11 protein-coding genes are annotated in these 16,735 nt (G+C 72.0%); 3 read left to right on the top strand and 8 right to left on the bottom strand.

The genetic code is table 11. From position 1 onward, the window contains the following. Positions 1-10: 10 nt before the first annotated feature. Together FVE25_RS35710 and FVE25_RS35705 are read left to right on the top strand one after the other, a co-directional pair. Complete coding sequence (locus FVE25_RS35710; protein WP_219825779.1) at positions 11-805, top strand: thioesterase II family protein; 795 nt, start codon at positions 11-13, stop codon at positions 803-805. Beyond that, on the top strand, positions 796-1,422 hold the full coding sequence (locus FVE25_RS35705; protein ID WP_157251709.1) for a 4'-phosphopantetheinyl transferase family protein: 627 nt from the start codon (positions 796-798) through the stop codon (positions 1,420-1,422). Before FVE25_RS35710 ends, FVE25_RS35705 begins: the two co-directional genes overlap by 10 nt. Here FVE25_RS35705 and FVE25_RS35700 read toward each other — a convergent pair. Genes FVE25_RS35700 through FVE25_RS35680 form a run of 5 tightly spaced genes read right to left on the bottom strand, consistent with a single transcriptional unit; the run spans position 1,385 to position 12,703 of the window. After that, on the bottom strand, positions 1,385-2,542 hold the full coding sequence (locus FVE25_RS35700; protein WP_157251707.1) for an acyl-CoA dehydrogenase family protein: 1,158 nt from the start codon (positions 2,540-2,542) through the stop codon (positions 1,385-1,387). The two genes, FVE25_RS35705 and FVE25_RS35700, sit on opposite strands and share 38 nt — an antisense overlap. Continuing rightward, a complete protein-coding gene (locus FVE25_RS35695) occupies positions 2,529-6,374 on the bottom strand; it encodes a type I polyketide synthase (RefSeq protein ID WP_157251705.1) in 3,846 nt (1,281 codons plus the stop codon). The genes FVE25_RS35700 and FVE25_RS35695 overlap by 14 nt, the downstream gene beginning before the upstream one ends. Continuing rightward, positions 6,371-11,065 (bottom strand): type I polyketide synthase, encoded by a 4,695-nt coding sequence (locus FVE25_RS35690; protein ID WP_157251704.1) that lies wholly within the window; start codon positions 11,063-11,065, stop codon positions 6,371-6,373. Before FVE25_RS35690 ends, FVE25_RS35695 begins: the two co-directional genes overlap by 4 nt. 35 nt (positions 11,066-11,100) lie before the next feature. Continuing rightward, positions 11,101-11,877, bottom strand: coding sequence for an ABC transporter permease (locus FVE25_RS35685; protein ID WP_157252029.1), 777 nt, complete (start codon positions 11,875-11,877; stop codon positions 11,101-11,103). Then, positions 11,867-12,703: an ABC transporter ATP-binding protein gene (locus FVE25_RS35680; protein ID WP_157251703.1), complete on the bottom strand. Its 837-nt coding sequence runs from the start codon at positions 12,701-12,703 to the stop codon at positions 11,867-11,869. Before FVE25_RS35680 ends, FVE25_RS35685 begins: the two co-directional genes overlap by 11 nt. A 212-nt stretch (positions 12,704-12,915) precedes the next feature. Between FVE25_RS35680 and FVE25_RS35675 the strand changes: the two genes are divergently transcribed. Beyond that, on the top strand, positions 12,916-13,569 hold the full coding sequence (locus FVE25_RS35675; RefSeq protein ID WP_181019819.1) for a phosphotransferase: 654 nt from the start codon (positions 12,916-12,918) through the stop codon (positions 13,567-13,569). Positions 13,570-13,621: 52 nt separating this feature from the next. Here FVE25_RS35675 and FVE25_RS35670 read toward each other — a convergent pair whose 3' ends face one another. The 3 genes from FVE25_RS35670 to FVE25_RS35660 all read right to left on the bottom strand — a co-directional run bounded on the left by FVE25_RS35670 (position 13,622) and on the right by FVE25_RS35660 (position 16,730). Continuing rightward, the gene (locus FVE25_RS35670; RefSeq protein ID WP_157251700.1) at positions 13,622-15,307 is read right to left on the bottom strand and encodes a hypothetical protein; all 1,686 of its coding nucleotides are present in this window, start codon (positions 15,305-15,307) and stop codon (positions 13,622-13,624) included. Positions 15,308-15,396: 89 nt separating this feature from the next. Continuing rightward, positions 15,397-16,029 carry a hypothetical protein gene (locus FVE25_RS35665; RefSeq protein ID WP_157251698.1) on the bottom strand — a complete coding sequence of 211 codons (633 nt, stop codon included), beginning with the start codon at positions 16,027-16,029 and terminating at the stop codon, positions 15,397-15,399. Beyond that, positions 16,026-16,730 carry a PASTA domain-containing protein gene (locus FVE25_RS35660; protein WP_157251696.1) on the bottom strand — a complete coding sequence of 235 codons (705 nt, stop codon included), beginning with the start codon at positions 16,728-16,730 and terminating at the stop codon, positions 16,026-16,028. Before FVE25_RS35660 ends, FVE25_RS35665 begins: the two co-directional genes overlap by 4 nt. Between the last annotated feature and the right edge of the window lie 5 nt (positions 16,731-16,735).

Raw genomic sequence — 16,735 nt, 5'->3', positions numbered from 1 at the left:
GGCGTCCGCCATGACCGTCAACGACGTGATGAGCACCGACGCGCTCAACCGGTGGCTGCCCTTCCGCACGCAGACGGGCGCCGAGCCGGGCGCGCTCCCGCTGTACTGCCTGCCCCACGCGGGCGGCGCGGCCTCGGCCTTCCGCCTCTGGCAGCGCAAGCTGCCGGGGGTGGCGGTCCAGCCGGTCCAGCCGCCCGGCCGCGAGGCCAGGCACTCCGAGCCGCCCTACGAGCGGATGCCCGCCCTGGTCTCCGACCTGGCGGACGTCATCCTGTCGGACGTGCACCTCAACGCGGCCGGGCACCGCTACGCGCTCTACGGCCACAGCCTGGGCGCCCTGGAGGCGTTCGAGCTGGTCAGGGAGATCCGGCGGCGGGGCGGACCGGAGCCGGTGCACCTGTTCGTCTCCGGCTGCGACGCCCCCCAGGTCACCTACGAGGACGGCCAGCCGGTCCGTACGATGAACCGGCCCCAGCTGGTCAACTTCCTGCGCGGGCTCGGCGGCACACCGGAATGGCTCCTGAACGACGAGGACGCCATGGCGATGATCCTGCCGGCGATCCAGGCGGACTTCACCATCAAGGAGACCTACAAGTACGACCACGAACCGCCGCTGGACGTGCCCATCACCTGCCTGCCGAGCACCAAGGACCCGCGCATCGCCGAGCACAAGGTGGTCGGCTGGCGGGACCAGACCTCGGCTGCGTACGTGCTGCGCCCCTTCGACGGCGGCCACTTCGCCGTCTTCGAACAGGCCATGCTCACCCACCGCATCCTCGCGGAGGCGCTGCGGCCGTGGGTGTGAAGGTCTGGAGCGTCAACCTCGACCGGCCGGGCATGCCCGGCTGGTCGTCGCTTTCCACGGCCGAGTGCCGCAGGGCGCTGCGCTTGGCCGACCCGCTGGAGCGCCGCCGCTGGGTGGTGGCGCGCTCGACCCTCAAGCGGCTGCTGGGCGAGCTGACCGGCGTGCCCGCCACGCGCCTCGCCATCCGCGCCGACCAGGGCGGACGGCCGTCGGTCGACGGCCTGGACTTCAACCTGTCGCACTCCGGGCAGTGGGCGCTGATCGCCGTGGCGCCCGAAGGGCAGCGCGTCGGGGTCGACGTCGAGCGCGTCAGCGCGGAGACCGGCTTCATGGAGCTGGCCGCGCGCATGTACCAGCCGGAGGAGGCCGAGCGGGTCCGTACGGCGGGCGCGCCCGAGTTCTTCCGCCTCTGGACCGCCAAGGAGGCGTTCGTCAAGGCCACCGGCGTCGGCCTGGCCGGCCTGCGCGACACCGAGGTGACACAGCAAGGGAGCGCGGCCCTGGTGGGCTCGCGCTCCCGTGCCGAGCGGTGGCCGGTGCGCTGGCTGGACGTGGCGCCCGGCTACGCCGCCGCGCTGGTCACGACCGCTTCGACACCGGTACCACGTACCGGCTGAAGACCAGCTCCCGCAGCACGTCGTCCCCGCCCTCCACGATCGAGACGTAGCGCATGTCGCGCACCAGCTTGCCGATGACCGACTCGTGCGTGTAGCCGGCCCCGCCGAACATCTCCGACGCCGTGGACGCGATCTGCCAGCCGGTCTGGCCGCAGAACATCTTCGTGGTCAGCGCCTGCTTCAGCGTGCCCGTGCGCAGCCACTCCCCGGCGGCGTCCGGCCGCGCCGCCACCTCGTCGTAGGCCCGCGCCGCGGCCAGGCACTGGTTGGCCATGACCTCGATCTGCATCTCGAACTGGCCCAGCCGGGCGGCGAACACCGCGTTGTTCGCCAGCGGGGCGCCCTTGACCTGCTTGGCCTTGCCGTACTCCATGCAGACGTCGCGGATGCGGCGGGCGATGCCGAGGGCGGTGGTGGCGATGAGGATGCGGCTGGCGTTGAGGCCGATCTCCAGCAGGCGCAGGCCGTTGCCGCGCAGGACGTTGCCCGCCGGGACGCGCACCCCCGACAGCGAGACCTGGTAGGTGGCCGAGGCGCGCAGGCCGATGACGTCCCAGCGCTTGTCGATCGTGACGCCGGGGGCCCCGCGCGGGACCAGGACGGCGAGGTAGCCCGCCGGGTCGTCCCGGTCCCGCGCGATCACCACGAGGAAGTCGGCGAAGTCGGTGTTGGTGGAGAACGCCTTCTGGCCGTCGAGCACGATCTGCTCGCCTTCCCTGCGGGCGAACGTGGTGATCCTGGCCAGCTCGCTGCCGGCCTCGTGCTCGCTGCCCAGGGTCGCCGCGTAGCCGCGGTTGACCAGCGGGTCCAGGTGACGTTCCTTCAGTTCGGCGCTGCCGTACCAGGAGACCATGCTCGTGGTCAGGATCGGGACGAAGAGCGTGAAGGCCACCCCCGCGTCGGCGTAGGCCAGCTCGGCGGTGATCCGCACGCTCTCCTCCAGGCTGAGGCCCAGCCCGCCGCTCTCCTTCGGCAGCCACCAGTTCGCCAGGCCGGTCTCCGCGAACCGCTCGTAGAGCGGCAGCGGAGCGTCGGCCAGCGAGTCCAGGTAGGCGTCCTTGCCGAGAAGCTCGCGTCGGGCGAACCCCTGGACGGTGCGCAGGTACTCAGGCTGCTTCATTCTCGTCCCTCGCGTCGAGAAGGGCGGCCAGTTGGCGGACCGTCGGGCACTCCAGCAGGCCGGTCACCGGGATGGAGGCGCTGACCGCCTTGCGGATGCGGGTGGTCAGCTCGATCGCCAGCAGTGAGTGGCCGCCGAGCTCGAAGAAGTTGTCCAGCGCGCCGATCGGCTCGATGCGCAGCACCCGTGACCAGATGTCGGCCAGCGTCTTCTCGGTGCCGGCCGCGGGCTCGACGAACGGGTTGTTCAGCTCGGGGCGCGGGTGGCGCTCCGACTCGTCGTAGTCGCCGTCGGTGTCGTGGATGTCGCCGGTGACCCACTGCGCGATGCGCGTCTCCAGCCAGCCGGTCGAGATGACCAGGTGGCCGACGCGGTCGCCGGCCGACAGCGTGCGCTCGAAGACGTCCACGCCCTCGGCCGGGGCCATCGCGTAGCCGACGACGGCCTCGCTGTGGCCCTCGACGCGGGCGGCGTCGATCGCCCAGGTGTCCCAGTCCACGGTGACCCAGCGGCCGTCGCCCGCCGTCCGCGCCTGGCGGGCGTAGGCGTCGAGCGCCGCGTTGGCCGCCGCGTACGGCGCCAGCGTCATGCCGCCGAGCACCGAGGCGATCGACGACAGCGTGATCCGCCGCTCGGGGCAGCGCTCGCCCAGCACCTTCTGCAGCACGTGGAAGCCGGTCACCTTGGTTGCCAGGTGCGCGTCGCACTGCCGGCGGTCCATGAGGTGGGCGAAGTTGAAGTACGCGCCGTCCTGCACGCCCGCGCCGTGGACCACGACGTCGATCGCGCCGAAGCGGGCGACCGCCGCCTTGACGACCGCGCGCATCTGCTCCTCGTCGGTCACGTCTGCCGACAGGGCCAGCACGGTGGCGCCCCTCGCCTCCAGGTCGCGGACGTTGGCGATGTGCCGCGAGGTACGGTCACCCGCGTGCTCGGCCAGGTAGGCGTCCCATTCCTCGCGCGGTGGCAGCGGGGAGCGGGCGGTCAGCACGAGGCGGCAGCCGTACGCGCCGGCCAGGTGACGGGAGAGCACGAGGCCGACGTCCCCGAGGCCGCCGGTGATGAGGACCGTGTCGCCGTCGCGGATCGGCCGGGTCTCGGCGTCGAGGTCGGCGATCGGGTACTTGTCGTAGGCGCGCACGAACGTCTCGCCCGCGCGGATCGCCATCGGCCCCTCGTACGGCGCGACCGAGGCGGCCAGGATCTGCGTGGTGAGCTGGTGCAGGGAGTCGGCGCCGGCCGCGTCGGCGTCGATGTGCCGGGCCCGCAGCCGCGGGTTCTCCTGGGCCAGGCTCGGGGGCAGCGCCGCCATCGTGGCGTGCTCAGGGTGGCGCAGGTCCGCGCCGGCCACGCCGACCGCCTGCGAGGTCAGCAGCACCAGCTCCGCCCGCTGGGCCGAGCCCGTGTTGTCCACCAGCTCCCTGGCCAGGGCCAGCACCGAGTAGAAGCCGCGGTCCTGCTCGGCGGCGAAGTGCGCGACCGGATCGCCCGCTCCCTCCGGGGAGGCCAGGCTGAAGCCGTGCACGATCGAGCGCGGGCTGACCGGCAGCGAGTAGATCAGCTCGGCCATGTCGTCCGGCTGGTCCGCGCGGACGGTGAAGTCACCCGCCTCGTCCTGCGCGAACCGCTCGCCGGGGCGTACCGCGACGACCTCGGCCCCGGCCTGGTTCAGCCGCTCGACCAGCGCCTCGCCCCGCGCGTCCGCCGCGAGCACCAGCCACGGCCCGGCCGCCCTGACCTGCTCGTCCAGGCCGGCGACGGGCAGCGGGCGCTGCTTCCAGACCGGCAGGTAGGTCCACTGCGAACGGTCGAAGGTCTTGCCGTCGGTGACCTGCGCCTGACTGCCGCCGCCGGGCAGCGGCTTGACCCAGAACCTGCGCCGCTGGAACGGGTAGGTCGGCAACTGCACGCGCCGCCCCTCGCCCTTGTGCAGCGCCGGCCAGTCCACGGGGACGCCGCCCTGCCACAACCGCGCCAGCGCGGCCAGCAGCCACTCCTCGGCCGTCAGGTCGCCGTCCGGCTCCACCACGAGGTGCTCCACGCCGTTCGTCTGGTCGTTGCCGTCGCGCAGGACGCGCACGCCCAGCCCGCTCAGGCCGTAGGCGAAGGCGTTGAGCGCCGCCTCCCTGGCGTTCTCCGGCTCATCCGGTACGGCCCGCAGCTTCTTGGCCGCCTCGCCGGTGAGGATCCGCATGGAAGCCGCGCGCAGGTCGGCCCACCAGGATTCGGGCACCTCGCCGCCGGGCCGTACCAGCTTGACCTTGGCGTTGCGGCGCTGCGTCTTGCCGGTGATCCAGCGCTCGGGGTCGGCCAGCGCGGCGATGGCGTCGGCGCGGTCCCTGACCACGACCGCGCGGCGCAGCGCGAAGCCGCCGCGGGAGACCTGCAGGGTGTAGGCGATGTCGGCCAGGTCGTCGGCGCCGTCCTCGAGGTGACGGCGCAGCCGCTCGGCCACGTCCTTCAGCGCCTGCTCGTCGCCGCCGGAGTAGACCAGCAGGTACGGGCCGGGGCGGGCGGGCCGCTCCTCGCGCGGCGGCGCCTGCTCCAGGACGACGTGGGCGTTGGTGCCGCCCAGGCCGAACGAGCTGACGCCCGCGCGCCGCGGGTGCGGGCCCTCGGGCCACTTCCGGTGCTCGGTCAGGACGGTGAAGCGGTCCTGCGCCGTGGCCAGCGCCGGGTTGGGCGTCTGGTAGTTGGGGACGGCGGGCAGCAGCTCGTTCTTGAGCGTCAGCGCCGCCCGGATGAGACCGGTGACGCCGGAGGCCCGGTCGAGGTGGCCGAGGCTGGGCTTGACCGAGCCGAGCACGCACGGCGCCTCGCGGTGGCCGGTGAACACGCGGTTCATCGCGGCCAGCTCGATCGAGTCGCCGAGCATCGTGCCGGTGGCGTGGCACTCCACGTAGCCGACCGTCTCCGGCTTGACCCCGGCCACGCCGAGCGCCGACTCGATCACCTCGGCCTGCCCGTCGACGCCGGGCGCGGTGTAACCGGCGCGCATCCGGCCGTCGTTGTTGGACGCCGAGCCCAGGATCACCGCGTGGATGACGTCGCCGTCGGCGAGCGCGTCGGCCATACGCTTGAGCGTGACCACGCCCGCGCCGCTGCCCATGACCGTGCCGCCGGCCTCGGCGTCGAAGCTGCGCACGATGCCGTCGGGCGACATGATGCCGCCCTGCTCGTACAGGTAGCCGGAGGGCTGGGGCAGCGGGGTGAAGGCGCCGCCGGCCAGCGCCAGGTCGCACTCGTAGGTCAGCAGGCTCTGGCAGGCCAGGTGCACCGAGACCAGGGAGGTCGAGCAGAACGTCTGGACGGAGATGGCCGGGCCGCGCAGCCCCAGCTTGTAGGCGACCAGCGAGGCCAGCGAGTCGCGCTCGTTGCCGACCGCCATGAGCAGGGCGCCGCCGGGCTGGTAGATCAAATGGTTGATGTTCTTGACGATGTAGTCGGGGAAGCCGCAGCCGCCGAAGACGCCCACCTGGCCGGGCACGTCCGTCGGGCAGTAGCCGGCGCTCTCCAGCGCCTCCCACGAGCACTCCAGGAACAACCGGTGCTGCGGGTCCATCGACTCCGCCTCACGCGGGTTGATCCCGAACACCGTGGCGTCGAACATCGCCAGGTCCTCCAGCGGGCCGCCGACGCGCACGTAACGCGGGTCCGCCAGCGTGCCGGGCTCGGCCTCCGAATCCCGCAACTCCTCCTCGGTGATCGTCCTGAGGCCCTTGACGCCGGCCAGCAGGTTGCTCCACAGCTGGTCGACGTTGCTCGCGCCGGGGAACCGTCCCGACATCCCGATCAGCGCGATCGCTGAGTCATAGTCGGTGCTCTCCGTCATGAATTCCTCCCACTCCTGAGCATGTTGCGACGCTGCGCGATCCTCGAGCGCTGCTGGTCCTTCGCCTCGTCCTGCTCCTCGTCCCCGCCCTCGCCGGCGGTGGCGGCCTCGGCCAGCGACGCGACCGTGGGCGCCTGGTAGAGGATGTGCGGCGGCAGGTAGGTCAGCCCGAGCGCCTTCCTGACGTCGGCGATGATCTCCATGCCGAGCAGCGAATTGCCGCCGAGCTCGAAGAAGTTGTCGTGGATGCCGACCTGCTCCAGGCCGAGCGCCTCCTCCCAGACCTCCACGATCTTGGTCTCGGTCTCGGTGTGCGGCTCGACGTAGGCCGTCGACAGGTCCGGCCGCGGATGGCGGCCGAAGGCGTCACGGATCTTCTTGACCGTCGCCTGGTGGCTCTCGATGGACGAGCGGCGGCTCATCGCCACCAGCGGGGCGAACTCCTGCGTCGAGGCCACCACGTGCCGCTCGCCGCTGGCCAGCACCCGTTGCAGCGTCCGCCAGCCGTCGTCGAACGACAGGCCGAACTGGCCGCGATACCACTCGAAGTACTGCTTGGAGCCCTCGTCGTAGTTCTCCAGGCCGTCGGTCCAGCCGTTCCACTCCCACTCGCACCAGTCGATCGAGGCCACCGCCACACCCGGCAGCGCGTCGCCGAAGGAGAAGGCGTCGAGGAAGGCGTTGGCCGAGCAGTAGTCCACCTGGCCGGCGCCGCCGCCGGTCGCCGACGTCGTCGAGGAGAACAGCACCAGGAAGTCCACGTGCACGTTCTTCAGCACCTCGGCCAGGGCCAGCGTGCCGGCGACCTTCGGGGCCAGCACCCGCTCGATGTCGGCGCCGGTCTTGAACTGCATCAGGCCCACCGCGGGCACGCCCGCCGCGTGCAGCACGCCGTTCAGCTCGCCGAACCGGTCCAGGGTCTCGCGTACGGCCCGCCGTACGTCGTCCGGCTTCGAGACGTCGCCGGCGACCGTGAGCACCTCGATGCCGGCCGCCTGCAGGCGGCGCAGGCCCTCGATGCGGCGGCGGACCTCGGGGGCGGTGGTGTCGGAGGCCAGGATCTGGTTCCACTGGTCCTGCGGCGGCACCGGGGTACGGCCCAGCAGCACGAGCCTGGCGCGGTAGTCCTCGGCCAGGCGCTCGGCCATGGCCAGGCCGATGCCGCCCAGGCCGCCGGTCACCAGGTAGACGCCGCCCTCGCGGATCGTGGCCGCGGGCGGGGCCGCCTCGATGTAGGCGGCGTCGAGCGTCTCGTAGTCGGGGATCCAGCGCCGTCCGCCGCGCAGGGCGACGACCTGGTCGGTGGGCTCGGTGAGGAGTTCGGCCACGGCCTGGCGGTCGCTGGCCTGGTCCAGGTCGATGAGGCGGGTCCTGACCCTCGGGTACTCGACGGGGATGAGGCGGGCCGGGCCGAGCAGGGTGCCGCGCTCGGGGGTGACCGTGTCGCCGGGCAGCACGTGGTGGCTGCCGGTGGTGACGAGGTCCAGCCACCAGCCGGGCAGGCCCATGTCGCCGGCGGCGCGGGCGAAGGCCACGAGCGTGTGGATGCCGCGCTGGAGGCAGGTCTCGATCGGCTCGCCGCCCTGCTCGACGTTCCACAGGTGGACGATGCGCTCGGGCTGCCAATCGCGCTTGGCCAGCTCGCGCAGCGCGGAGACGGCGTCCTCCGGGGAGCCTGGGCGGATGGTCAGCACGTCGCCGTCGCCGGTGAAGCGGTCGCCGGGCCGTACCTGGACGATCTCGCGGCCGTCGGCGGCCAGCCGGGCGGTCAGCTCGTCGGCGTGGCCCGCGTCGGTGTAGACGAGCCAGCGCACGGCCTCGTCGGCGCGGGCGGGGCGGTGGGAGGTCTGCTTCCACACCGGGGTGTGGATCCACTGGGTCTCGGGCAGGCGCGGGAAGGCGTTGGCGATGCTGGTGGGGTCGCTCTCGTCGAAGACCGCGGCGCCGCCGCCCATCATGGGGGAGTTGAGGTCGATGTCCAGCCAGTAGTCCTGGCGCTCGAACGGGTAGGTGGGCAGCGGCACGCGGCCGGGCTGCCGGCTCTCGTCGTCGTGGAGCGCCGCCCAGTCGACGGAGACGCCGGTCAGCCAGAGGCGGCCCAGCGCGGTGGCGACGGCGGCGCCGGCGTCCTGGCGGTCGCCGGCGGCGGGCAGCGTGGTGACGATCAGCGGCCACTGGTTGCGGTCGCAGGACGGGTGGCCGCGGGTCAGCGCGCCCAATGACTGGCCGGGGCCGATCTCGGCCAGGGCCAGCTCGGGGATGCTCAGCACGTGCTCCAGCCCGGCGCCGAACTCGACGGTCTCGCACATGTGGCGGGCCCAGTAGCCGGGGTCGGTGACGTCCTCGGCGGTGGCGGGCCTGCCGGTCACGTTGCTGACGTAGGGGATCTCCGGCGCGTTGAGCGTGATGTTGTCGGCGATCCAGGCGGTCAGCTCGGCGGCGACGGGGGCGAGCATGCGGGAGTGGAAGGCATGCGTGGTCTCCAGCCGCCGGTGGCCGATCTTGACCTCGAGCAGCTTGGCCATCGCGGCCTCGACGGCCTCGACCGGGCCGGCCAGCGTCACCTGGGAGCCGGACCTGACCGCCACGTCCAGCTCGTCGGCGAACAATGCGCCCAGCACGGTCCTGAGCCGGCGCTCGTCGGCGGCGACGGCCAGCATCGCGCCCTCGGGCTGCGAGGTGATCAGCTTGGCCCGGTAGGCGACCAGGCGCAGCGCGTCGGTCAGCGACAGCACGCCGGACAGGCACGCGGCCACGTACTCGCCGAGGCTGTAGCCGACCATGATCTCCGGCCGCACGCCCCACCGGATGAACTGCCTGGCCAGCGCGTACTCGGCGACGAAGACGGCTGGCTGGACCAGGTGGGACTCGGTGGCCGAGACCGGCGTGGCCTGGGCGCGGCCCAGCAGCCTGGCCAGGTCGCCCGCGTCGTCGCGGGTGTCCTGCGCGGGCTCGGTGAAGACGTCGGACAGCTGGCCGGGCTCGGTCAGGCCGAGCACCGACAGGCACTCGTCGACGTCGGCGCGGAAGGCCGGCTCGGCCGCGTACAGGTCGGCGACCATGCCGGGGTACTGCTCCCCGACGCCGGCGATGAGGAAGCCGGTCTTACGGCCGACGGTCGCGTCGTTACGGCCCAGCGAACCGGCCGGGTCGGCCAGGCGGGCGGCGGCGGCGCCGGTCGAGTCGGCGACGACGATCTTGCGGTGGTTGAAGACCCGGCGGCCGAGCTGCAGGGTGTAGGCCACGTCGCCGAGGTCCACGTCGTCGCCGGTCAGCCGCTCGGCCAGCCGGGCGCAGGACGCCTCGGCGGCGGCGGCCGACTTGGCCGAGACGGGCAGGATCTGCCAGCGGCGGCCGCGTTCCCCGCGCGGCGCGGGCGGCGGCGCCTCGGTCAGGATGACGTGCGCGTTGGTGCCGCCCATGCCCAGCGAGCTGATGCCGGCGATGCGCTTGCGGTCGTCCCGGCGGGGCCACGGGGTGTTCTCGGCGGTGACGTAGAACGGGCTGCTCTCGAAGTCGATCTCCGGGTTGGGGGAGGTGTAGTGCAGGGTGCCCGGGATCAGCTCGTGGCGCAGCGACTGGATCACCTTGATCAGGCCGGTGACGCCGGAGGCGCGGTCGAGGTGGCCGACGTTCGGCTTGATCGAGCCGAGCACGCAGTACTGCTTCTTGTTCGTCCGGCCGAAGGCGCGGGTCAGCGCGGCCGCCTCCATCGGGTCGCCGACCTCGGTGGCGGTGCCGTGCGCCTCGACGTAGGAGATGTCGTTCGGGTCCACGCCGGCCCTGGCGATGGCGGCCGACACGCAGCGGCGCTGGCCGTCGATGCTCGGGGCCAGGTAGCTGAACTTGATCGCGCCGTCGTTGTTGATGGCCGAGCCGCGGATGACGGCCAGCACGGTGTCGCGGTCGGCGACGGCGTCGCTCAGCCGCTTCAGCGCGACCACGGCCGCGCCGTCGCCGAACATGCTGCCGCGGCCCTCGGCGTCGAAGGTGCGCACGTGCCCGTCGGGCGACTCCTGGCCGCCCTCCTCCCACAGGTAGCCCATGCGGTCGGGGATGCGCACGGAGACGCCGCCGGCGATCGCCATGTCGCACTCGCCGCGGCGCAGGCTCTCACTGGCCAGGTGGACGGCGACCAGGGAGGTCGAGCAGAACGTCTGCACCGACACGCTCGGCCCGTTCAGGTCCAGGCGGAAGGAGACGTTCGTGGCCAGCGAGTCCTTGTCGTTGCCGATCATCAGGGCGGAGGTGTCGATGCCCATGTTGAAGGCGCCGAGCCGGGTCAGGAGGTAGCCGCTGATGTTCATGCCGGCGAAGACGCCGACGCTGCCGCGGTTCTCCGTCGGCGCGTAGCCGGCCGACTCCAGCGCCTCCCAGACGCACTCCAGGAAGATGCGCTGCTGGGGGTCGGCCAGCGTCGCCTCGCGCGGGTTGTAGCCGAAGAAGCCGGCGTCGAAGCCCTTGATGTTCTCCAGGATCGGCCGGATGCGCACGTAGTTCGGCTGCTGGAAGGTAGCGGGGCTGACGCCGGAGCCGATCAGGTCCTCGTCGGAGAAATGCGTGAACGACTCGGTGCCCGAGCTGATGTTGCGCCAGAACGTCCCCACGTCCGAGGCCCCTGGGAACCGGCCGGCCATGCCGATGATCGCGACATCGGCGTCGCCCGGTGAGTGGTGCTGGTCCATCAACATGCCCCTCTTCACGGAATTGGCTAGAGCTGTGGGTGTTACATGAGGCGGTCGCGGCCCCAGCCGAGCGTCAGCCGCCGGGCGGCGAAGGCTCCGGCCACCAGGCCGATCGCGAGCAGGACGGCGCCGGGCAGCACCATCGCCGCCTCGTCGCCGCCGACCGCGGCCTGCAGCATCGTCAGCGCCCAGTAGCCGGGGGAGACGTGCCCGGCGATCTGCGCCCATTCGGGCATGATGCTCAGCGGCACGAGGGCGCCGCCGAGCGAGCTGAGCGTCAGCGCGCCCACGTCGGAGATCACGCTGAGCTCGCCGTGGCTGCGGACGATCGTGGCCAGCGCCGCGCCGATCGCGAGCAGGGCGAAGGCCCAGACGAGGATGGCCACCGCCACCCACCAGGGCTCCCGGGGCAGCGGCAGGCCGATGACGAGCACGCCGTAGATCACCAGAATGGTCTGTTGCAGCACCATGACCAGGAAGATCGGGAAGGTCTTGCCCACCAGCAGCTCGACCGCGGGCGCCCGGCTGACCCGCAACCGGTCCCAGGTGCGCCAGGTGCGCTCCGACAGGATCGAGTTGCCGGCCAGCGAGATCGCGAAGACCGAGAACATCACCATGAGCCCGGTGGCGACCTGGGTGGCGCCGGCGTCGAGCGCCTGGACGTACAGGGGCTTGAGCACGAGCATGAGGACCATCGGCATGGCGATGTAGCTGATCATCTGGCCCGGGTCGCGCAGCCGGATGATCCCGTTGTGCCGGGCGATCGCGCCGATCCGGTAGAACGAGCCCCCCGCGCGGGGAGCGGCACTAAGAAGCATCACGGACCGCCAGGGAATGGTAGAGGTCGTCCAGGGACGGGTTGCGCACGTCCACGGCGCTGATCGGGCGCTCGGCGTTCTTGAGCAGGTCGATGAGGGTGGCGGTGGGCTCGGTGGTGGAGACGCTGACCTCCTCCTCGTTGTCGAGGACCAGCCGCACCTCGCCGGGCAGCCCTTCGAGCAGCTCGTCGTGGGTGCCGCGGGCGATGACCCGGCCGTTGCGGGCGACGGCGATGGTGGCCCGCAGCTCGGTGATCTCGGGCAGGTAGTGGGTGGTGTACACCACCGCCGCGCCTTCACCGGCGCGCTGCTTGACCACGTCGAGGATGGCCTGCCTGGTCTCCAGGTCGGCGCCGGCGGTCGGCTCGTCGAGCAGCAGCAGCGACGGCCGGTGGATGAGCGCCGTCGCGGCCTGGGTACGGCGTTGCTGCCCGCCGGAGAGCCGGCCGGTGCGCCGGTCCATGATCTCGTTGAGCCGGAGCATGCCGGCCAGGTCGTCGATGGCGGAGTCCAGGGCGGCACGCCGCAGTCCCCCGAGCCGGCCGAACAACCGCAGATGCTCGCGGACGGTCACCGTGGGGTACAACGCGATGTGCTGGGGGGCGACGCCGACCTGCCCGCGCATGGCGGAGGGCGGGTTGCCGTCGATCGTCACGTGGCCGCTGTCCGGGCGGAGCAGGTTGGACACGATCTCGACGAAGGTGGTCTTTCCCGCGCCGTTGTGCCCGACCAGCCCGACGATCTCCCCGGCCGCCACGCTCAGGGTGAAGCCGTCCAGTGCCGTGACCGGGCCGTAGCGCTTGACAAGCTCGACTACTTCCAGCAACGTGCACCTCCTCGGTGCCTTATTGAATGCAGCACAATAAGCAGTTGAATGCGATTTGATCGGCCGTTGTGGCCACCATAGCCGTAGATACATAAAGCACCCGATGGCAGGAAGTGGCCCGGTATTAGAGGACGTCGAGGCTGCATTGGCCACTAGTTACCGCCTTTTCTGGCCAGTGCAGGATTTATCGGATTATGCATAGCCTGGGAGGCATGCAAGCGGGAAACCTCATCGCCTCCGGCCGCGACTGCCACATTCTCTGCGCCGGCGCCGGCAAGGTGATCCGGCGCGCCCGCGACGGCCGCAGCCTGGAGCGCGAAGCGTCGATCATGCGCCACGCGCGCCGGCACGGCTTCCCCGCACCCGAGGTCTACGACGCCGACGGGCCCGACATCCTCATGGAGCGCGTGGACGGGGTGAGCATCGCCGACGACGCCCGCGCCCACCCGGACCGGCTGCTCGAGTACGGCAGGCTCCTGGCCGGACTCCTCGGCAGGCTCGGCACGGTCCGCGCCCCCGGCTGGCTGCCCGCCGCCGACGGCTGCCCCGGCAACCGCCTGCTCCACCTCGACCTGCACCCGGCCAACGTCCTGCTGACGGCCGACGGCCCCCAGGTCATCGACTGGGCCGACGCCGCCAGGGGCGCCGCCGCCGCAGACGTGGCCGCCACCTGGCTGGTCCTGGCCGCCGCCCCCCTGGACCCCGCGCTGGAGCCCATGCGCGCCGGCATGATCGACGCCTTCCTCGAGCGCGTCGACGCCGAGTCGGCCCGCCGCTACCTCCCGGCGCTGGCCCGGCGCCGCAGGGACCACAAGCACACCGGCGACGAGGAACGGGCCCGCATCGACGCCATCCTCGCCGCCTGAGCGCGCGGCCCGCTCACGGCTTCAGCTTGAGCCGCTTGAGCGCGCGGCCCGCTCACGGCTTCAGCTTGAGCCGCTCCTCCGACGCGCCCGGGAACACGACGATCAGGTGTTCCTCCCCCGCGGCGTCGACCCGCACGTAGACGCGGAGCCGGTAGCGGCCTTTCCCGGCGATCGCCAGGTTCGGCATCGGGATGCCCGCGCCCACCTCTCCGCCCTCGCCCATGTACGGCACGGTGAGCCGGCCGCTGCGGCTGACGATCGGCACCTCGGTGACCTGATCCCAGCCGGCCATCCGCCGCGGCGGCGCGGTGCGGAAGGCTTTCACCGTGAGGCACAGATCGGAGATGTCGTCGAGGTGCCCGACGAGCGCCGCGCTCCCGGACACGCCGATGAGGGTGCGGCCGTCGTCGTAGACCCTGTCCGTCGCCCGCTCCGCCTCCTCGTCGGCCGCCTTGTCCTCGGGGTCGTGGACCAGATAGCCGTGGTCGCCGTCGACGAACAGGAAGTACTTGGCCGTGGCCTGGACGACGCCCTTCCGCTTGGGCCACGGGTCGCGGCACTTCGCGTTCTGCTCGGCGATGTAGGCGGCCCCCGCCTCCGCCGCCTCCTCGGTTGACCGCAGCAGGTCGGGCTGGGTCGCGCCGACGATCTCCGGGCAGACGTAGACGAGGTCCCAGGAGTCCACGCCCCAGTCGGGCCGCTCGCTCCCGGCCCGGGTCAGAATCGCCTTCTGCTCGTCGCGGTCCTTCGCCCGGCACAGCTCCCGCCCGAACGCGAGGATCTCCTGGTCCGATCGGCTGTCCGGGAACATGGGCGAGAATCCGTTGTCCGTGCTCCGCGCCAGACACAGGAACATGGCCTCGCGTTCCGCAGGTTTCAGGTCGCCGAACCTGGGCCGGTCATAGCACCCCGCCGACCCGCCGGTGTAGGTGAGGCGCGGGGTCTGCTCCGGAGGGATCAGGGCGATGATCGGCAGTACGGCCACGGCCGCCACCGCGACGCGGATCACGCGCCGCACGGGCGGAGGGCCCACCGGGCTGCCCTCGAGGGGCAGTTCACGGGCGGTCGCCGCGAACCACACGATGTCGACGAGCCCCACCACGTTGATCAGGACCGGGAGCGCCAGATCGCCGCTGTAGACGCTTCCGAAGCCGAAGTTGAGCGGGACCATCAGCGTGTGGAAGCCCGCCGACGACCACCCGGCGACCTGTGTCCCGCGGCTCCACCGGCCGTCGCGCCGCTGCCCGACGACCGTGAGGACGGTCGCCGCCACCCCGCCCAGCGTCACGCTCAGTTCGACGCCGACGCTCCATTCAAGCGCAGGAAGGTCGAGTTGCTCGAGCAGCCCGTTGGTCATCCCGGCCAGCCCGACCGCGAACATGGCTCCGGCCGCCGTACGCAGCACGCGGGACCGCCAGCGGATGACGAGCAGGTAGAGGACGTTGATCGCGGTCCACAGCGCGAGCTGGAACGCCGGGTAGACCACGTCGGGGAGCAGCACGATCACGGACCACAACACGAGGGCGTACACCACCGCCAGATACAGCAGTGCGCGCAGCGCCTTCGCCCGGCCGTCCAGCGCTCCCCGCACGGGGGCACGCAGAATCAGCCACAGGTACGCGGCCTTCACCAGCGCGGCCACGAGCAGCGCCACAGTCGTCAGGGTGCTGAACCCGCCAGGCACGTCGGCCGGCGGCGACCACGTGGTGGCCATCCAGAGCCAGTCGTCGCCGAGCACCAGGCCCGCGATTGCCGCCGCAAGAACCAGACCTACAAGTCCGATCCTGATAATCCGCCATAAACCATCCGACAGCACGGGACGCGATCCTAGTGCCTGTCTTCCAGGTCGCCCCCCTCACCGGAACGGGGAGGAAGGATCGGGATGCCGTCGCCCAAGGAGAGGTTGAACGGCAGTGTCACCGGGGCGCAGTCCTTGCGGGCCACCTCGAAGCCCTGGATGCTCCAGGCGATCGCCGCCGTGCACTCGCCGGCCGTCAGCCGCAGCAGCCGCCCGGCCAGCACGCTCGCCTGGACGCAGGCGATGTCGAAGCTCAGGTCGACGCCGAACGTCACCCGCCCCAGCGGCTGCCCGTTGACCGTGATGTCCACCCACGGCGCGTGCTTGGAGAAGATCTTGTGCTCGGCCAGCCTGACCATCTCGCCGGTCCCGGGATGGTCCAGGGTACGGCGGGCGGCCTCGCGCAGCGCCCGGTACTTCTGCCAGCCGGCCAGGAGGACCGTGCCCAGGTTCAGGCCCTGCAGCAGCGAGGCGCCGGCCTCGGCCACGCGGCCGTTGAGCGCGTGGGTGAAGACGGCGTCGGCCCTGCCCGCCTGCCGCCGCACGTTCTCCAGCATGTTCTGGGCCCCGATCGCCTGGCCGATCGTGGCCGCCGCCTGCTCCGGGTCGCCGAAGAGCAGGAGGTCGGCGCTGCCCGGGTCGGTGCTGATGGACACGGTCAACGGGTGACCTCCTCGATCTCCTGGTGTCCTGGGTCGTGGTGGGGTTCGAGGCGGAGGTCGAAGGGCGGGCCCGTCTCGTGGATCTCGACCGTGGGGCGGGGATCCGGGCAGGGGGTGCAGTGGATCAGGGGCGGGGGCGCCTGGGGCCGGTTCGGCCAGGCCCGCCGTACGAGCCAGAAGGCGCCGCCCAGGATGGCCAGCAGGAGCAGCACCACCACCAGCCCGAGCTGGCCCCACGGGGACGTGCCGGAGGCCGGCTCCTCCGAGATGACCGGATCGGGAGTGTCCGTGGTCTCGGGGGTCTCGCTCACCTCCGGTGAGGGCGACGGGCTCGGCGTCGGGGCCGGGGTGGGTGTCGGGGTTGGGGTTGGGGTGGGTGTCGGGGTCGGGGTAGGCGTCGGGGTCGGGGTCGGGGTGAACGCGGGGTCGTGTCCAAGCTGGATGGCCACGGAGGAGCCAGGCTTGGTCCTGCAGCCGCCGCACGGGTCCTGGCTGGTCACCACATACGGCGGCGCGCCTTCGGTGCCTGTGTTCTCCCAGGTCAGCCCGGCCGCCTCGAGGGCCGCCGTCGCCTCTGCCCAAGGGAGGCCGATGACCGGCGGCACTTTGATCAACCGCGGCGGTGGCGTATCGGGCGTCACGGGCGGATCGGTCGGGACCACGACCAGCAGGCCCGCGAACAACGCACGCATGATCCACATCACAG

It is taken from the genome of Nonomuraea typhae, assembly GCF_009760925.1.
GTDB lineage: Bacteria > Actinomycetota > Actinomycetes > Streptosporangiales > Streptosporangiaceae > Nonomuraea > Nonomuraea typhae.
The sequence above is the reverse complement of the archived record's forward strand: the minus strand, read 5'-3'. Positions and strand labels throughout refer to the sequence as shown.

Bases quoted from the DNA above. Each gene is read 5' to 3' on its own strand.
- FVE25_RS35685 (WP_157252029.1), bottom strand. From the start codon at position 11,877: ATGCTTCTTAGTGCCGCTCCCCGCGCGGGGGGCTCGTTCTACCGGATC.
- FVE25_RS35690 (WP_157251704.1), bottom strand. From the start codon at position 11,065: ATGTTGATGGACCAGCACCACTCACCGGGCGACGCCGATGTCGCGATC.
- FVE25_RS35675 (WP_181019819.1), top strand. From the start codon at position 12,916: ATGCAAGCGGGAAACCTCATCGCCTCCGGCCGCGACTGCCACATTCTC.
- FVE25_RS35660 (WP_157251696.1), bottom strand. From the start codon at position 16,730: ATGTGGATCATGCGTGCGTTGTTCGCGGGCCTGCTGGTCGTGGTCCCG.
- FVE25_RS35700 (WP_157251707.1), bottom strand. From the start codon at position 2,542: ATGAAGCAGCCTGAGTACCTGCGCACCGTCCAGGGGTTCGCCCGACGC.
- FVE25_RS35710 (WP_219825779.1), top strand. From the start codon at position 11: ATGACCGTCAACGACGTGATGAGCACCGACGCGCTCAACCGGTGGCTG.
- FVE25_RS35695 (WP_157251705.1), bottom strand. From the start codon at position 6,374: ATGACGGAGAGCACCGACTATGACTCAGCGATCGCGCTGATCGGGATG.